This window comes from Agrobacterium larrymoorei (assembly GCF_013322225.1).
In the GTDB taxonomy this organism is placed as follows: domain Bacteria; phylum Pseudomonadota; class Alphaproteobacteria; order Rhizobiales; family Rhizobiaceae; genus Agrobacterium; species Agrobacterium larrymoorei_A.
Genome location: NZ_JAAMFB010000024.1, coordinates 37593 through 53347 on the forward strand (window position 1 = coordinate 37593; position 15755 = coordinate 53347).

12 protein-coding genes are annotated in these 15755 nt (G+C 58.4%); 6 read left to right on the plus strand and 6 right to left on the minus strand.

The features are described 5' to 3' along the window. The first annotated feature begins 1 nt into the window (after position 1). Positions 2-463: an NfeD family protein gene (locus G6L28_RS15480; protein ID WP_174064728.1), complete on the plus strand. Its 462-nt coding sequence runs from the start codon at positions 2-4 to the stop codon at positions 461-463. A 94-nt stretch (positions 464-557) separates the two neighbouring features. After that, complete coding sequence (locus tag G6L28_RS15485) at positions 558-1349, plus strand: carbon-nitrogen hydrolase family protein (protein ID WP_174064729.1); 792 nt, start codon at positions 558-560, stop codon at positions 1347-1349. On the opposite strand, the gene G6L28_RS15490 is transcribed toward G6L28_RS15485, so the two are convergent. Both G6L28_RS15490 and G6L28_RS15495 read right to left on the minus strand, forming a co-directional pair. Further along, positions 1350-2345, minus strand: coding sequence for a KpsF/GutQ family sugar-phosphate isomerase (locus G6L28_RS15490; protein ID WP_174064730.1), 996 nt, complete (start codon positions 2343-2345; stop codon positions 1350-1352). Positions 2346-2398: 53 nt separating this feature from the next. Beyond that, positions 2399-2866: a DUF3617 domain-containing protein gene (locus tag G6L28_RS15495; protein ID WP_174064731.1), complete on the minus strand. Its 468-nt coding sequence runs from the start codon at positions 2864-2866 to the stop codon at positions 2399-2401. A 197-nt stretch (positions 2867-3063) separates the two neighbouring features. On the opposite strand from G6L28_RS15495, the gene G6L28_RS15500 reads away from it, so the two are divergent. Then, on the plus strand, positions 3064-4590 hold the full coding sequence (locus tag G6L28_RS15500) for an outer membrane beta-barrel protein (protein ID WP_174064732.1): 1527 nt from the start codon (positions 3064-3066) through the stop codon (positions 4588-4590). Positions 4591-4914: 324 nt separating this feature from the next. On the opposite strand, the gene galU is transcribed toward G6L28_RS15500, so the two are convergent. After that, entirely contained in the window at positions 4915-5802 is an 888-nt protein-coding gene (gene galU, locus G6L28_RS15505) for a UTP--glucose-1-phosphate uridylyltransferase GalU (protein ID WP_174064733.1), read from the minus strand. Positions 5803-6000: 198 nt separating this feature from the next. Between galU and G6L28_RS15510 the strand changes: the two genes are divergently transcribed. From G6L28_RS15510 to G6L28_RS15520, 3 genes are all read left to right on the plus strand, one after another. After that, complete coding sequence (locus G6L28_RS15510) at positions 6001-7224, plus strand: lytic murein transglycosylase (RefSeq protein WP_174064734.1); 1224 nt, start codon at positions 6001-6003, stop codon at positions 7222-7224. Between the two features lie 62 nt (positions 7225-7286). Next, positions 7287-8528, plus strand: a complete 1242-nt coding sequence (locus G6L28_RS15515; protein ID WP_174064735.1) for an SGNH/GDSL hydrolase family protein — start codon at positions 7287-7289, stop codon at positions 8526-8528. A 164-nt stretch (positions 8529-8692) separates the two neighbouring features. After that, positions 8693-8878, plus strand: coding sequence for a hypothetical protein (locus tag G6L28_RS15520; RefSeq protein ID WP_174064736.1), 186 nt, complete (start codon positions 8693-8695; stop codon positions 8876-8878). A gap of 78 nt (positions 8879-8956) precedes the next feature. On the opposite strand, the gene G6L28_RS15525 is transcribed toward G6L28_RS15520, so the two are convergent. From G6L28_RS15525 to gltB, 3 genes are all read right to left on the minus strand, one after another. After that, positions 8957-10414 (minus strand): glutamate synthase subunit beta, encoded by a 1458-nt coding sequence (locus G6L28_RS15525; protein WP_174064737.1) that lies wholly within the window; start codon positions 10412-10414, stop codon positions 8957-8959. A gap of 94 nt (positions 10415-10508) precedes the next feature. Beyond that, positions 10509-10751: an AbrB/MazE/SpoVT family DNA-binding domain-containing protein gene (locus G6L28_RS15530; protein ID WP_174064738.1), complete on the minus strand. Its 243-nt coding sequence runs from the start codon at positions 10749-10751 to the stop codon at positions 10509-10511. A 52-nt stretch (positions 10752-10803) separates the two neighbouring features. Beyond that, on the minus strand, positions 10804-15546 hold the full coding sequence (gltB, locus tag G6L28_RS15535) for a glutamate synthase large subunit (RefSeq protein WP_174064739.1): 4743 nt from the start codon (positions 15544-15546) through the stop codon (positions 10804-10806). Positions 15547-15755 lie beyond the last annotated feature (209 nt).

A 15755-nucleotide genomic window follows, 5' to 3' on the forward strand; every position in this document is an offset into this window, starting at 1 on the left:
GATGATCCAGAAACTGGTGGCCGATCTGGGACCGTGGAGCTGGTGGATACTCGCCGCCATCCTGCTTGCCGCCGAACTGGTTGCTCCCGGTGTTTTCCTGATCTGGATCGGCGCTGCGGCGCTGGTCGTGGGTGCCATCTCTCTGGCGTTTTGGGAGTCCGCTCCCTGGAGCTGGCAGGCGCAACTCGTCGTCTTCGCCATACTCTCCGTGATCTTCGCCCTTCTGGGGCGCAGATATTACGAGAACAAAAGCGCCACGGACGAACCCTTCCTCAACCAGCGTGAGGCAAGCCTCATCGGGCGTACGTCAACGCTGCAAGAGCCCATTCTGGAAGGTCGCGGTCGCATCCGTCTGGACGATACATGGTGGCCGGTGCAGGGCGAAGATGCGCCCGCCGGAACGCGCGTCCGCATCGCATCCGCCCATGGCCGCACGCTGACTGTCGAGAAAATCGCGGACTGAAACTGCTGTCTTGTCAGACGCTCGCAAACCCCGATAAATGTCGGATCTGACGCGTCCTGCTATCACAGTGACGCTCCTTTATGGGGAGTAAGACATGCCATCACGCAGCATCCGCATCGCCGCAGCACAGATCAGCAGCGGCCCGGATATCGCGGAAAATCTGGAAGCAGCGTTGACGGCCATCCGGCAGGCGAGCGACGCAGGTGCGGCTCTGGCGATATTGCCGGAAGCGACGAGTTTCTGGTTCGGTGGCGATGTGCGCCAGCACGCACAGCCTCTGGACGGCCATTTTGCCAGCACCATCCGCGCCAAAGCCAGAGAATGCGGCATTGCCGTCAGCGTCGGCATGTTCGAACCCGCCGGAGACGGTCGCGTCTATAACACCCTGCTGATCACCTGTCCCGATGTTGAAAGCGCCTATCGCAAGGTGCATCTGTTCGATGCCTTCGGTGCCAAGGAATCCGACACTGTTGCGCCCGGAAACAGCTATGTGACGACGATGATTGCGGGAGTGAGGATCGGGTTTGCCACCTGTTTCGATCTTCGTTTTGCCGAACAGTTCACGGCTCTCGGTAAGCAGGGTGCGGAGATCATCGCCGTCAGTGCCTCCTGGGGCGATGGTCCGGCCAAGGCAGAGCATTGGGACTTGCTGATCCGCGCCCGCGCCGCCGATGCGCAAAGCTGGCTGGTGGCCTGCGACCAGGCCTGGCGTCCGCCACAGGGTGCCGCCCCACTCGGCATCGGGCGTAGCGCCGTTGTCGATCCAGTCGGCATGGTGCGGGCCCAGCTACCGGGCAATAGCGGTATGCTGGTTCACGATATCGATCTGGATATGGTCGAAGATATTCGCAGACGTATTCCCGTTCTGTCGCACCGGCCCGTGTGATCAGGCGACACCGATCCGCAACAGATCGTGGAAATGCACGAGACCGATTGGCCGATTGTCTTCATCGATCACGATCAGCGCGCCGATGTGATGCTTTTCCAGCGTCGCGAGTGCCGCCGTCGCCAGCACATTCTTCGTCACCGTCTTCGGCGTTCGGGTCATGATGTCATCGACCTGAAGCTCAGAGAGATTGCGCGCGAGATTGCGTGCCATATCGCCTTCGGTCACGATGCCGCACAATCGTCCATCCTCGTCCAGAACACCGACACAGCCGAAATGCTTGCGCGCCAGTTCACCGATCGCCTCGGTCAGAGCCGTACCCTTGCGGACCAGCGGCATACGCTCGCCGCTATGCATGATGTCTCCCACCAGCGTCAGGCTCGCTCCCAGCTTTCCACCGGGATGAAAGACACGAAAATCGCCTGCGGTAAATTTGCGGGCTTCCAGAAGCGCGACAGCCAAGGCATCCCCCAGCGCGAGCTGCAGCATAGTGGATGTCGTGGGTGCCAGACCATGCGGGCAGGCCTCCTGCTCATCCGGGATCAGCAAAACCGTGTCGGCCGCCTTCGCCAGCGAGCCGGACGCGTTGCAGGTCAGCGCAATCAGCGGAATGGCAAAGCGGCGCGTGTAATTGATGATACTGCGAAGCTCGACGCTTTCGCCACCCTTGGAGATCGCCAGCACCACATCGTTGCCGCCAATCATGCCCAGATCGCCATGATTGGCTTCCGCCGCATGCACGAAAAAGGCGGGCGTGCCGGTGGAGGCGAAGGTAGCCGCAAGTTTCGCGCCGATATGGCCGCTTTTACCCACGCCGGTGATGATCAGGCGACCGGCTGAACTCCCGATCTGGTCCACGGCTTTGGCAAAAGGATCGCCCAACCCGTTCGCGAGCGCCTCTTCCAATGCCGCCAGACCGTTTCGTTCTATCGAAACAGTTCTCAGCGCAGATTCGATGGCGTTGTTTTCAATCAGACTGACAGCTCTTGTAATCATATCCGGACAGATACTCCCTTCGGCAAATCCTGTCTATCAAGGATGCGACGTCATCAAGGCCGTCCCATTTTCTTTTTCCCAGGCGCCAGATCGGCGGGGCATTCACCGGCATATCTGGCTTCGATAGTGAAAATCTGCTGCTTTAGTTGACCGTTCAGACCGGCAAACTCCGTTTTCGATTGAAGAACATAGGCAGTCTGAAAATCACCTGCAAAATCGAGCCCAAGCTTGACGTTACCGCCCATGCCATCATCGCAATCAGCAGTGAGCCTTTGCCCGACTGCCGTCCTGGTGATGGATATGCCTTTGCATTCTTTCCTGTAGCCCGTCCAGATATCACTGTTAACGAAGTCGTCGTTGCCGCTTTCGATGCAGGTTACCCAGTTCGCAAACGCATTATCCTCGGACGCGATCACCCACATGCCAGGCTTTCTGGTCGGCAATTCAGAGGCCCCGGCAACACTTGGCAACTGTACCGCTGAAATGGCAAAGGCGACGGCAAGCCGAGAAAATCTGTTCAATGTTCCATTTCCTATAGAGGCATGATCGCGGCGTATAGCCCAGCATGCCGTATACGAAAAGGACTTGTGGAACGAAGATTATAACTCGACCTCGAGCCCCGAGAGTTTTCACCAAATATTAACCATAAAATAACCCCGCGCGTTCAAAGTGACGGCAGATTTGACGGGTATCGATTTGTAGACCGGACACGAGCAGCATGGTTTTCGACAGCACCGCAAGACGTCTGCCGACGTGGCGGAAAGCAGCAGCAATGTTGCTGGCCTGCACCGTGCTGTGCCCGGCCACCCATGGCTTAGCCCAATCACCAGCCCCACAACGGGCAGCACAAAACGGTGGCAATGCGCTGGTCAGCGCCGATCCCTTTCTCGGCCAGAACGATCTCTCCGTTACCGATCCGGCGACGACACCCCTGCGAACGGCTGCACCAAGCGATGCACAGACAGGCGCGACAACGGATACCATCACCACCGGCAGCACGCCCGCACGGCCAAACCCCGGCGAGGCGATCCCCGAGCCGGGCGATGAAGCGGTCGAACCTGTCGATACGCGCGAGAATACCTTCGAAACCACCGTGGATGGTGGCGAAAACCTGTTTATCGATGATGGTACTGCACCCGGCATCCGCATAGGCACGCTGACCTTGCGCCCCTCGATCAGCCAGACGCTGAACCACGAAAGCAAATCGTTTCCCAACACTTCCACCCGCCGCAACTATATGACGACCGGTATTCGCGGCACACTGACGAGCGACTGGGCGCGCCACGCGTTGACTGTAACCGGAGAAGGCGCTTACCAGCGCAACCTCGGTGGCAGCAGTGAAGGTGAGCAACCGAGCGTCAATCTGGCCGCGGACCTGCGGCTGGACCTTAGTGATGGCACACAGGCCAATCTTACCGCCGGATACGCCTTCAGCCGTGAAGACACCAATGATCCCAATGCGATTACCAACGCCACCGTGCAGGGCGGCGAGCATATTTTCAGCGCAGGCGCATCGATTGAACGCAATCTAGGCATTCTCAAAGCTCTCGCCGCACTCGACCTTTCACGAACGGTTTATACGGATGCAAAAGGTGCCAATGGACAATCGATCAGCCTTGCCGACCGGGACCGTTACGGCGCAAACTTGCGAGGCCGTCTGGGCTACGAGCTTTCCCCTGCCCTCGTCCCATTTCTGGAAGTCACGGCGGGCCTGAGCAATTATGACCAGACGCGGGACAACACCGGTTACGCCCGCTCCTCCCAGTCCTATGGGGCAAAGCTCGGCACGCAGATAAATCTTGGTGAAAAATGGCGCGGAGAACTGTCGGCTGGCTATCTACGCCGCGAATATGACGATAGCCGTCTCGCCGCGATCGATGCACTCACGGTCGATGGCAACGTCATCTGGTCGCCGCTGCGCGGTACCGAGGTCAATTTTGGCCTGCGCACGACAATCGAGGATTTCGCAGGCGGCCCACGCGGCGGCTGGGTTTCCCGCCAGTTCACCACCGGCCTTACGCAGCAACTGCGCAGCAATCTCGTCGGTCGCCTGACCGCAGGACTGGAGCGTCGCAGCTACCTGACCTCCAGCCTTCGCGATGAAACGGAATATGCACTGGGCGCCGGGCTGACTTGGAACGTCAACCGCTATTTGGATTTCACCACCGATATCGCCTATGAAACCACGCCCGTGACGGATAACAGCCAGTGGCGGATCGGTGCGGGGCTGGTACTGAAGCGGTAAGCGACCCGCACCCAACACATTCTCCCTCATGCTGAGCCGCTGTGCCCAAAGTGTAAGCCTCGACGCATCCAGATTGAGCGCCATTCCGGACCGCATCATCGTCCTTCGAGGCTCCTGCGAAGTACCTTAAAATGAGGATGCTCACTCCCGCAGCGGGATTGATGCGCCAACGAAAAATCCCGGCACGAGGCCGGGATTTGAATTAGTCTAACTCGTTGCTCACCGGCATCCTCGGGCTTGACCCGAGGATCTACTCACGTCGAAAAAGATGGAATGTCGGCAGATGCTCGGGACAAGCCCGAGCATGACGGAGGCACAAAACAATTACTTCAGCTTCTCAACAAGTCCCTTCAACGGCCCTTCGATCAACGGACGGATATCGCCGCGTTCCAGCGCAAATGCGAGGTTGGCGAGAATGAAGCCGTCCTTCGCGCCGCAGTCGAAGGTCTCGCCGGTGAAGTGGTAGCCCGCGAATTCCTGGGACTTGGCCAGCGTCAACATGCCGTCCGTGAGCTGGATTTCGTTGCCCGCACCGCGTTCCTGATTTTCAAGGATGTTGAAAATTTCAGGCTGAAGAATGTAACGGCCATTGATGTAGAAGTTCGATGGCGCGGTTCCCTTGGCGGGCTTTTCCACCATTTCCGTGATCTTGAAGCCATCACCTACCGTCTCGCCCTTGCCGACGATGCCGTATTTATGGGCCTGATCCGGATCGCACTCCTGAACGGCGATGACGTTGCCGCCGGTCTGGTCGTAGAGGTCGACCATGCCCTTGAGGCAGCTCTTCTGCGAGTGCATGATCATATCCGGCAGAAGTACCGCAAATGGCTCGTCGCCAACGATATCGCGTGCGCACCAGACGGCGTGGCCGAGACCGAGCGGAACCTGCTGGCGCGTGAAGCTTGCCGTGCCTGCCTTTGGCAGGATGTTCGAAAGAAGCGTCAGTTCGGCATTCTTGTTGCGCTCGCGCAGCATCTGCTCGAGTTCGAACTGGATATCGAAATAGTCTTCGATCACGCCCTTGCCGCGACCCGTCACGAACACGAAATGCTCGATACCCGCCTCAGCCGCTTCATCCACCACATACTGGATGACGGGCTTGTCCACCACGGTCAGCATTTCCTTCGGAACAGCCTTCGTCGCTGGCAAGAACCGGGTTCCAAGACCTGCAACCGGGAAAACTGCTTTCCGAATTTTTTTCTGTTCTACCACACATTCCTCCTGAGAGACTCAATTCGTTCAAAGTTCGCGCACGACTTTGTTATCCGAAAAGTGGCAAGTTTTTGTAAAAGGTGACGTTACTTTTGGTTAATGGTAAAGAATTTGTTGACCTTGAACTGATATTCCATCGTGACGACCGATGCGTATCTCGCAATCGAAATGAAATTCGAGAGAAACGAAAGACCGACGATGAAAAAGCTGATCCCTTCCGACGTCCGCAAATTTGGCTGCATGGTGTTTGCGGGTCTCGCAATCACACTTGCCCCGGCCACAGCGAATGCCGACGCAGGCTTCAGACAATGGATCAACCAGTTCTATGCCACCGCTGCCAAGGAAGGCATAAGCAAATCCACCTATCAAAAGGCTTTCGCAGGTGTGACCGAGCCAGACCCGGACGCGCTTCGCAAGGCGACCTTCCAGCCGGAATTCACCACCCAGATTTGGGATTATCTCGATAGCCGCGTGAACCCCTATACGGTGCGCATCGGCCGCGAGATGAAGATGAAGCATGCCAATACGCTCAACTGGATCGAGCGTAATTTCAATGTGGACAAGCACGTCATCCTCGCCATCTGGTCGATGGAGTCCAATTACGGCGCGGTGCTGGAAAAGCCGGAGCGCCTGCACAACATTCCGCAAGCTTTGGCCACACTTGGCTATTCCGATCCGAAACGCGGCAAGTTTGCCCGCACGCAGCTGATCGCAGCGCTCAAGATTCTCCAGAATGGCGACGTCACGCCGAAGCAGCTGACCGGCTCATGGGCCGGTGCGATGGGCCACACCCAGTTCATTCCTACCAGCTACCTGCTTTATGCCGTCGATGCCGATGGCAATGGCAAGCGCGACATCTGGCACTCCATTCCTGATGCCCTGGCGACGGCTGCCAATCTTCTGGCCAAGAATGGCTGGGAGCCGGGCCGCACATGGGGCTATGAGGCAGCTGTTCCGCAGGGCGGCGCGCGTTATGACGGACAGACGAAGACGATGGCCGAATGGCAGAAGCTCGGCTTTGCCCGTCCGAACGGCAAGGGCTTCCCGCGCGGCTCCGACCGCGCCATGCTGAAGATGGAAGGGGGTGCCAATGGCCCCGGCTTCCTGATGACCAAGAACTTCTTCACCATCAAGAAGTACAATGCCTCGGACAGCTATGCGCTTGCCGTCGGCCTTCTTGCAGACGAGATCGCCGGATATGGCGGCATGCAGCAATCCTGGCCGCGCCCGGATGGCACGCTGGACATCAAGGAAAAATTCGAGCTGCAGAGCCGAATGAAGGAACTCGGCTATTACGATGGTGAAGTCGACGGCAATTTCGGCTCCGGCTCCAAGGCTGCCATCAGCGCGATCCAGAAGCGCATGGGCATGGAAAACAGTGGCGAACCATCGAAGATGCTGTTGCGCGCCCTGCGCAATTGACAGCGTCTGCGGGCGGGACCAGAATTAGAGAAACATAAAGAACCGCCCGGGAGGTTCACTTCATGGACAACAGATCGAAAGGCGTAGCCTCGATTTATGTGAAGCGCTACGGCGCAGCGCTTCTGGCCGTCGTTCTGAGCCTGCCTTCCCTGTCAAGCGACGCATTTTCGCAGGAACGCGTGGAACGCCGCACGCTGATGGAAATGCTTTTCGGCGAGCCGAACCGTTACAACGATCGCCTCTATGCGCCCGAACGGCGGGAATACCGCGAGCCTCGGGCGCGACGGGCGCCGCCGCGTGAGAGTAATCGTGCCGTCTCGCGTCCACAGGCACCCCGCCGCACACCCTCCGTCGTACAGATGCGCACGGAAAAACCCGCGCCCGTCGAAAAGCTGGAGAATGCGCGTCGCGTTCTGGTCATCGGTGATTTTCTGGCGACAGGCATGGGCGAAGCGCTTGTGTCGACCTTCGAAAGCTCGCCCGCCATCGCCGTAGATGTTCGCTCCAATGGTTCTTCCGGCCTTGTGCGTGACGATTACTACGACTGGTTCAGCAACCTGCCGCAGTTCATGAAGGAAATCAGCCCCGCAACCATCGTCATCATGATGGGCTCGAACGACCGGCAGATGATGGAGTTCGGCGGGAATAAGGAGAAATACGGCACCGAAGCGTGGTTCAAGGAATATGAACGGCGCATCGACGCGCTCATTGCAATCGCCAGACGCCAGCAGGTACCGGTGCTCTGGGTCGGTCTGCCCGCCTTCCAGTCTCCGTCGCTGACCGCCGATTTCGTCGGGTTCAACCGGCTCTACCGCAGCCACATCGAAAAGGCGGGCGGCGAGTTCGTGGACGTGTGGGATGGCTTCGTGGACGAGGGCGGCAAGTTCGTCACCACGGGTTACGATGTGAGCGGCCAGCAGGTGCGCCTGCGCGAGGCCGATGGCATCGGTATGACGCAGGCGGGAAAGCAGAAGCTTGCCTTTTACGTGGAAAAATTCGTCCGCCGCCATCTGGATGGTGCTGGCCCCGATCTGATGAAGCTCGATGGCAGCAACCTGCCTTCGCTCACCTCGCTCCCCGCGCTCGGCATCGATGCCCAGCAGGTCCGCACCCAGCCGATCAGCCTCACCGATCCTGATCTGGATGGGGGCGACACGCTTTTGGGCGACAAGCCAGTTGCGAAATTCTCCGTCGTGGAAACGCCGCGCGAGAAACTGACCAGGCGCGGCTTGATGGATGACGCGCCGATAGGACGCGTCGATGACTATCGAATGCCTGCACCGGACGAAACTGCCGCAAAGTAAGATATGAGAATAGTAAATCTATAGTTGTCGACATGAAGAGTTTTCATGCGGTATCATAGTATTACTTGATAATCACGAAATATTACATACGGAACGTAATTGGCCTCATGCTGTTTGATCCTCGCAAGGCAATAGACCTTGTGATGATATGAGGAGTAAACATCATGGCCAATCAAGGTGGTTCCCACGAGCAGCACGTCAAAGCTGGTCAGCAGTCGCACAAAAACAGCGACAGCAAGACCAAAAGCGCTTCGTCCAGCTCATCTTCCGATAGCAAGAGCGGCAAGCAGGGCGGTTCTGCAGAACAGCAAAAGATGGCTGGTCAACAGAGCCACAAGGGCAAACACTGATTTTGCCCGAACACAAAACGACCCCCGTGTGATGCGCGGGGGTCGTTTTTTATTGCGTTGATTTTGAACGATCCCGCCTTATCGCGGCAGTACGCTCGAGCCCATCAACGCCTCGTCGATGGCACGGGCGGCCTGGCGGCCTTCGCGGATGGCCCAGACGACCAGAGACTGTCCGCGGCGAACGTCACCCGCCGTCCAGAGCTTGTCGACCGAGGTCTTGTAGTCCTTGTCGTTGGCGACGACGTTGGTGGAGCCACGGCGGTCGGTGTTGAGCGTCAGCTTGCCGTCCAGTTCCTTCAGCACGCTGTCCGTAAACGGACCGGAAAAGCCGATGGCGATGAATGCGAGGTCGGCCTTGATGATGAATTCCGTACCGGCAATCGGCTTGCGGCGCTCATCCACCTGGCAGCACTTCACACCCGTCAGCACGCCATCTTCGTCACCGACGAATTCCAGCGTTGCGACCTGAAACTCGCGGACAGCACCTTCCGCCTGCGAAGAAGACGTGCGCATCTTGGTTGCCCAGTATGGCCAGACGGCGAGCTTGTCTTCCTTTTCCGGCGGCATGGGCCGAATGTCGAGCTGCGTAACCTTCACCGCACCCTGACGGAACGCCGTGCCGACGCAGTCCGATGCCGTATCGCCACCGCCGACGACGACGACATGCTTGCCACCGGCAAGGATCGGATCGGCAGGCCAGCCGACGCTGTCAATGTTTTCACGACCAACACGGCGGTTCTGCTGCACCAGATATGGCATTGCATCGTGAACGCCATGGAATTCCGTGCCACCAATGCCAGCCGGGCGCGGGGTTTCCGAACCGCCGCAATAAAGAACGGCATCGTGATCGGCGATCAACTTTTCGACCGTCAGATCGACGCCGACATTGACGCCATAATGGAAGGTCACACCTTCGCCGCTGATCTGCTCGACGCGGCGGTCGATGAAGTTTTTCTCCATCTTGAAGTCGGGAATACCGTAGCGCAACAGGCCACCGGCCTTGGATTCGCGCTCATAGACATGGACTTCGTGACCGGCACGGCCAAGCTGCTGAGCAGCAGCAAGACCCGCCGGGCCGGAACCGATGATGGCGACTCGTCTGCCGGTGTGAACCGTCGCAGGCTTCGGCACGATGAAACCGAGCTCGTAAGCCTTGTCGGCAATCGCCTGCTCGACCGTCTTGATCGCAACCGGCGTATCTTCAAGGTTCAGCGTGCAGGCTTCTTCGCACGGTGCAGGACAGACACGACCGGTAAATTCCGGGAAGTTGTTGGTGGAATGGAGGTTGCGGATCGCCTCTTCCCAATTGTTGTTATAGACCAGATCGTTCCAGTCGGGGATCTGGTTATGCACCGGGCAGCCGGTCGGGCCATGGCAATAGGGGATACCACAGTCCATGCAACGCGCTGCCTGCTTCTGCACTTCCGGGTCCGACATGGGAATGGTGAATTCCCGGAAATGGCGAATACGATCCGACGCCGGCTGATACTTGCCAACCTGACGATCGATCTCCAGAAAACCTGTAACCTTGCCCATGTCTTTTCCTTACACCTTAATCATTGAGCCAATGGCCCCCAATACCAGTAGGCGAAACCCGGCGCTGTGATCCTTCAGAGCTCACATTAGTAGCTCACTCGGGAGGTTCCAGCTTCTCGGGCCAAGTTCCGTTTTTCCATTCTACAAACGGATTAAACCTGTCCGACATCGCCTTTCTCGCAGATTCCTCGAAAGGGTGGATTGTAATCGTTCCATCTCTTTCTTGTCGGATGATGACTTTCTCCCCTTCGAGAAAGAAATCATCTGGAATTGCGAGGAGACGACAGTTGCCTTCTCTGGTGATTTTTCCTTCGAATTGTTTTGTTACCGGTCCCATCAGCGCCTCCATTATTGAGTGAAACTCATAACATAAGGCGCTGACAGTTTAACTACTCCGCAGCCACACCCATCTTCAACCGTTCCATCTCCTCAAGCGCGCGGCGGTACTCCACCGGCATGACCTTGCGGAATTTCGGGCGGTACTCGCTCCAGCGGTCAAGGATGTCCTTGGCGCGGTTGGAGTTGGTGTAGTGGAAGTGGTTCGAGATCATCTGGTAGAGGCGCTCCTCGTCGTGGCGCGTCATGTCTTCGGAAACGTCGACACGTCCCTTGTGCATGAGGTCGCCGCCGTGGTGGTGCAGCTTTTCCAGCATGTCGTCTTCTTCCGGCACCGGCTCCAGCTCGACCATGGCCATGTTGCAGCGCTTGGCGAAGTCGCCCGTCTCATCCAGAACGTAGGCCACGCCACCGGACATGCCGGCTGCGAAGTTGCGGCCCGTTTCACCGAGAACCACGACGATACCGCCCGTCATGTATTCGCAGCCATGGTCGCCCACGCCTTCGACGACGGCAAGCGCGCCAGAGTTACGAACCGCAAAACGCTCACCCGCCACACCACGGAAATAGCACTCGCCGGTGATGGCGCCATACAGCACCGTATTGCCGACGATGATGGAATTTTCCGCGACAATGCGGGCATTTTCCGGCGGACGCACGATGATGCGGCCACCTGAAAGACCCTTGCCGACATAGTCGTTACCGTCGCCCACCAGATCGAAGGTGATGCCGCGGGCAAGGAACGCGCCGAAGGACTGGCCCGCCGTGCCGCGCAGCAACACATGGATGGTGTCGTCTTTCAGACCCTTGTGGCCCCAACGCTTGGCAAGCGCGCCAGAAAGCATCGCACCGGCAGAGCGGTCGACGTTCTTGATCGGCACTTCGAAGACCACCGGCTCGCGGTTTTCCAGCGAAGGCATGGACTTCTCGATCAGCTTGCGGTCGAGAATGTCATCGATCGGATGCTTCTGCTTTTCTGTCCAGTAGGTCGCTTCCTTGGGAGCTTCGACCTTGTGGAAGATGCGGCTGAAATCCAGACCCTTGGCCTTCCAGTGCGCCAGCATCTCATCTTTTTCCAGCAGTTCTGAAGCGCCGATGATCTCATCCAGCTTGGAAACACCAAGTTGGCTAAGAATTTCGCGCACTTCTTCGGCCACGAAGAAGAAGTAGTTGATGACGTGTTCCGGCGTGCCCTTGAAGCGCTTGCGCAGAACCGGGTCCTGCGTTGCAACGCCCACGGGGCAGGTGTTGAGATGGCACTTGCGCATCATGATGCAGCCCGCCGCAATCAGCGGAGCCGTCGCGAAACCAAACTCGTCGGCACCCAAAAGAGCACCGATGATGACATCACGACCGGTCTTTAGACCGCCATCCACCTGAAGCGCGATGCGCGAACGAAGGCCGTTCAGCACCAGCGTCTGCTGCGTCTCGGCAAGGCCGATTTCCCATGGTGAACCGGCGTGCTTCAGCGAGGTGAGCGGAGACGCACCCGTGCCGCCATCGAAGCCGGAGACGGTGATATGGTCCGCGCGCGCCTTGGCAACACCGGCTGCAACCGTGCCGACGCCAACTTCGGAAACGAGCTTCACGGAAACATCGGCTTCCGGGTTGACGTTCTTCAGGTCGTAAATCAGCTGCGCCAGATCTTCGATAGAGTAGATATCATGATGCGGTGGCGGCGAGATGAGACCGACGCCCGGTGTGGAGTGGCGGGTCTTGGCAACCGTCGCATCCACCTTGTGGCCCGGCAGCTGACCGCCTTCGCCGGGCTTGGCACCCTGTGCGACCTTGATCTGCAACATATCCGCATTGACGAGATATTCCGTCGTCACACCGAAGCGACCGGATGCTATCTGCTTGATTGCGGAACGCTCGGGGTTCGGCTGGCCGTTCAGAAGCGGCAGATAACGGTCGGACTCTTCGCCGCCCTCACCCGTGTTGGACTTGCCGCCGATCTTATTCATGGCAACAGCAAGCGTGGTGTGCGCCTCACGGCTGATGGAGCCGAAGGACATGGCACCGGTGGAGAAGCGCTTGACGATATCGACGGCAGGCTCGACCTCATTGATCGAGATCGGCTTGCGGCCGAGCGCTTCCGCAGACTTGACCTTGAACAGACCGCGAATGGTGTTCATGCGCAGGTTGCTGTCGTTCACCATTTCCGCGAATTCGCGGTAGCGATCCTGGCTGTTGCCACGCACGGCGTGCTGCAAAGTCGCAATCGCGTCAGGGCTCCATGCGTGGTTTTCACCGCGCATACGGTAGGCATATTCGCCACCGATATCGAGCGTGTTGGCGAGGATCGGGTCCTTGCCAAAGGCGTCGGTGTGGCGGGCGACGGTTTCTTCCGCGATTTCCTTCAGGCCAACGCCTTCGATGGTCGTCGCCGTGCCGAAGAAATACTGCTCCACGAAGGACGAAGACAGACCGATGGCGTCGAAGATTTGCGCGCCGCAATAGGACTGGTAGGTGGAAATGCCCATCTTGGACATGACCTTCAAGATGCCCTTACCGACAGCCTTGATGAAGCGGTAAACCACTTCATCGTCCGACACTTCCTTCGGAAACGCATTATGCTTGTGCATGTCCAGCAGCGTGTCGAAGGCGAGATAGGGGTTGATCGCTTCCGCACCATAACCGGCCAGCAGGCAGAAGTGATGCACCTCACGCGGCTCACCGGTTTCGACAACGAGGCCGACCGAGGTGCGCAGACCCTTGCGGATCAGGTGATGGTGCACGGCAGCGGTTGCCAGAAGCGCGGGGATCGCGATGCGATCCGGTCCAACCTGACGGTCGGAGAGAACGATGATGTTGTAACCGCCGCGAACAGCAGCTTCTGCACGGTCGCACAGGCGATCCAGCATCTCCGGCATGCCTTCGGCGCCACGCTCCACCGCATAGGTGAAGTCGAGCGTCTTGGTGTCGAAACGGTCTTCCGTGTGGCCGATGGAGCGGATCTTCTCCAGATCGCCATTGGTCAGGATCGGCTGGCGCACTTCCAGACGCTTGGCACGGGCAGCACCTTCATGGTCCAGAATGTTCGGGCGCGGGCCGATGAAGGAGACGAGGCTCATCACCAGCTCTTCGCGGATCGGGTCGATCGGCGGGTTGGTCACCTGCGCGAAGTTCTGCTTGAAATAGGTATAAAGCAGCTTCGACTTTTCCGACATCGCCGAAATCGGCGTATCGGTGCCCATGGAGCCGATGGCTTCCTGACCCGTCGTCGCCATCGGAGACATCAGAAGCTTGGTGTCTTCGCTGGTGTAACCGAAGGCCTGCTGACGGTCGAGCAGGGATACGTCGCGACGCAGCGCGCGCGGCTCCACCGGCTTCAGGTCTTCAAGGATCAGCTGGGTGCGGTCCAGCCAAGTGCGGTAAGGGTGCTTGGCGGCAAGCTCGTGCTTGACGTCTTCATCCGAAATGATCGCGCCCTTTTCCATATCGATCAGCAGCATCTTGCCGGGCTGCAAACGCCACTTCTTGATGATGCGCTCTTCCGGCACAGGCAGCGTACCGGCTTCGGACGCCATGATGATACGGTCGTCATCGGTCACGAGATAGCGGGCCGGGCGCAGACCGTTGCGGTCCAGCGTTGCGCCGATCTGCTTGCCATCGGTAAAGGCAACGGCAGCAGGGCCGTCCCATGGCTCCATCAGGGCAGCGTGGTATTCGTAAAACGCCTTGCGTTCCTGCGACATGGACTGGTTGCCAGCCCAAGCCTCGGGGATCAGCATCATCACGGCATGCGCCATGGAATAACCGCCGCGCACCAGGAATTCCAGCGCGTTGTCGAAGCAGGCCGTGTCCGACTGGCCTTCATAGGAGATCGGCCAGAGCTTGGAAATGTCGTCGCCAAACAGCGGCGAGGCAACGGATGCCTGACGCGCCGCCATCCAGTTGACGTTGCCGCGCAGCGTGTTGATTTCGCCGTTGTGGGCCACCATGCGGTATGGGTGCGCCAGCTTCCACGATGGGAAGGTGTTGGTGGAGAAACGCTGGTGAACGAGCGCCACGGCGCTTTCGAACCGCGGGTCTGCCAGGTCCTTATAATAGGCACCGACCTGATAGGCGAGGAACATGCCCTTATAGACGATGGTCGAGGAGGACAGCGACACCGGATAGAAATCCTGCGCTTCCTTGCCGCCGCCAGCATCATAGATGCGGTTGGACAGAACCTTGCGGATCAAAAACAGCTGGCGCTCGAACTCGGCATTGGTCGCGGCATCGCGGCCTGCGCCGATGAAAACCTGCACATGGTGCGGCTCGGTTGCGGCAATGTCTTCAGCCTTGGAAAGCGAGGAGTTGTCGACCGGCACATCGCGGAAGCCGAGGAACTGCTGGCCTTCTTCGGCAATAACGTCAGCAATGACCTTCTTGTAATGCTCGATGCGCTCTGGATCACGCGGGAAGAAGATGTGGCCAACGGCATATTCGCCAGCCTTAGGCAGCGTCACGCCCTGCTTCGCCATTTCTTCACGGAAGAAACGATCCGGGATTTGCACCAGAATGCCCGCACCATCGCCCATCAGCGGGTCTGCACCCACAGCGCCGCGATGCGTCAGGTTTTCGAGGATGAACAGACCGTCCTTGACGATCTGGTGCGACTTCTGACCCTTCATATGCGCCACAAAGCCGACGCCGCAAGCATCATGCTCGTTGCGCGGGTCGTAAAGACCCTGCTTTTCAGGAAGACCACCAATCGACGCGCGCACGGAGGCCGTCTCCGCACCGGCTTCACCCGGACAGTCATTGGTCATAACAGCTTCGGCGTTTTCGTCGTCCCGCTTGATGGTCATTTTTCATCCCTCCTGCAAACATGTTGCATGATTTCACGCAGAGAGACGGAACCCGACAAGACCTCCATCCGAGATCAAATCTTTGTCCGCCTATCCGATTTAGGACAGCATTGCTGTCTTAATTCTGATTGCACAATGACAGAAACCCTTAACCTCCGCAAGAGCATCGCTACAATTTATAACCTGACAATATGACGCGAAATTTCGCC

Coding starts and splice junctions, on each gene's coding strand:
- G6L28_RS15515 (WP_174064735.1), top strand. CDS start 7,287: ATGGACAACAGATCGAAAGGCGTAGCCTCGATTTATGTGAAGCGCTAC.
- gltB (WP_174064739.1), bottom strand. CDS start 15,546: ATGACCATCAAGCGGGACGACGAAAACGCCGAAGCTGTTATGACCAAT.
- G6L28_RS15510 (WP_174064734.1), top strand. CDS start 6,001: ATGAAAAAGCTGATCCCTTCCGACGTCCGCAAATTTGGCTGCATGGTG.
- G6L28_RS15530 (WP_174064738.1), bottom strand. CDS start 10,751: ATGGGACCGGTAACAAAACAATTCGAAGGAAAAATCACCAGAGAAGGC.
- G6L28_RS15520 (WP_174064736.1), top strand. CDS start 8,693: ATGGCCAATCAAGGTGGTTCCCACGAGCAGCACGTCAAAGCTGGTCAG.
- G6L28_RS15480 (WP_174064728.1), top strand. CDS start 2: ATGATCCAGAAACTGGTGGCCGATCTGGGACCGTGGAGCTGGTGGATA.
- G6L28_RS15485 (WP_174064729.1), top strand. CDS start 558: ATGCCATCACGCAGCATCCGCATCGCCGCAGCACAGATCAGCAGCGGC.
- G6L28_RS15525 (WP_174064737.1), bottom strand. CDS start 10,414: ATGGGCAAGGTTACAGGTTTTCTGGAGATCGATCGTCAGGTTGGCAAG.
- G6L28_RS15500 (WP_174064732.1), top strand. CDS start 3,064: ATGGTTTTCGACAGCACCGCAAGACGTCTGCCGACGTGGCGGAAAGCA.
- G6L28_RS15490 (WP_174064730.1), bottom strand. CDS start 2,345: ATGATTACAAGAGCTGTCAGTCTGATTGAAAACAACGCCATCGAATCT.